Annotated in this window: 1 protein-coding gene; it reads left to right on the top strand. The window is 59.2% G+C overall.

The features are described from left to right. Positions 1–81 precede the first annotated feature (81 nt). Complete coding sequence (locus ACWGS9_RS34825) at positions 82–1,110, top strand: IS110 family RNA-guided transposase (RefSeq protein WP_454509433.1); 1,029 nt, start codon at positions 82–84, stop codon at positions 1,108–1,110. Positions 1,111–1,416 lie beyond the last annotated feature (306 nt).

Below are 1,416 nucleotides of genomic sequence, written 5' to 3'. Positions count from 1 at the left end.
GTGGATGCCAGCCTTCTCCGACGGCATCGCAATATGCCAAGTTCGTGGTGCTACAGCCACGCAAAGGAGAGGAAAGCATCCATGGAAGAAGTTACCATCATTGGAGTCGATCTGGCAAAGAACGTCTTCCAACTGCACGGGGCGGCAGCCGATGGATCTGTTGTGTTTCGCAAGAAACTGACGCGCGCGCAGTTCGGTACGTTCATGACGGATCATCCAGCCTGTGTTGTGGCAATGGAGGCTTGTGGCAGCGCCCACCACTGGGCTCGCGAGATGGCCAGGCTTGGCCATCAGCCGAAACTGCTCGCCCCAGGCTATGTCAAACCGTTCATCAAGCGCCATAAGAACGACGCAGCGGACGCAGAGGCGATCGTCGAGGCAGCACAACGGCCGACGATGCGCTTTGTCGAACCGAAGAGCGAGGAGCAGCAGTGCCGCGCCATCGTGTTCCGCACCCGGGAACAATTGGTCAATCAGCGCACCGAACTGGTCAACGCATTGCGCGCGCACCTTTATGAGTTCGGATATGTTGCTCCGCAAGGCATCGGCCACCTGCGACGGCTGGCAGAGATCATCGAGGACCAGAACGCGAAATTGCCGGATCTGGTACGTGAAATATGCGACGATTTGCTGGACCGGATCGCCCACCTGACTGGCCGGATCGAGGCACTGAAGAAGACGATCAACGCGCTGTCCAAGGAAGCGCAAAGATCGCGACGTTTGCAGACCATGCCCGGTGTCGGGCCGATCGCCGCCCTTGCCGTCGAAACCTTTGCGCCGCCGATGGAGACCTTCAAGTGTGGCCGCGACTTCTCCGCCTGGCTCGGGCTGGTCCCGCTGCAGAAGTCCACCGGGGGCAAGCAGCGATTGGGGAAGAGCTCGAAGATGGGCCAACGTGATATTCGGCGGTTGCTCATCCTTGGTGCCATGGCTGTGGTGCAATGGGCCTCCCGGAAGGGTGTGCCCAGCGGCTCTTGGCTTGCCCGCATGATGGCGAAGAAGCCACGCATACTGGTGGCTATCGCGCTGGCCAACAAGATGGCGCGCGGAATCTGGGCGATGCTAACGAAACAAGAGGATTACCGGAATCCGGCGATGGTGCCTGCATGAACACTCATCTGCGCACCTGAAGCCGGTACGTCGGAGATGTGAGGAAGGCAAGAACCGCATGGGCAAATGATCGATCAGATCGGGATCAGGAAAACCAGTGTTTGAACGGGAGCTGCATGAGCTCGCCAAGCAGATTTGGACCTGATCCGCGCATCACCATACCGGCCCTGCGGCATGTGAACGGCCGCACCTGAGACAGGCCTGACACAAGTCCGCACTCGATCACACGCCCAAAAGTTCAATGCTCTCCTTGCAAAACGGCTGGCATCCACACAAGTTCAAGCGGGCCAACAAGGCGTTGCGCAA

The sequence above is a fragment of the Mesorhizobium sp. Arg314 genome (genome assembly GCF_053714275.1).
This window is presented reverse-complemented; position numbering and strand designations above follow the sequence as displayed.

Bases quoted from the DNA above. Each gene is read 5' to 3' on its own strand.
- ACWGS9_RS34825 (WP_454509433.1), top strand. From the start codon at position 82: ATGGAAGAAGTTACCATCATTGGAGTCGATCTGGCAAAGAACGTCTTC.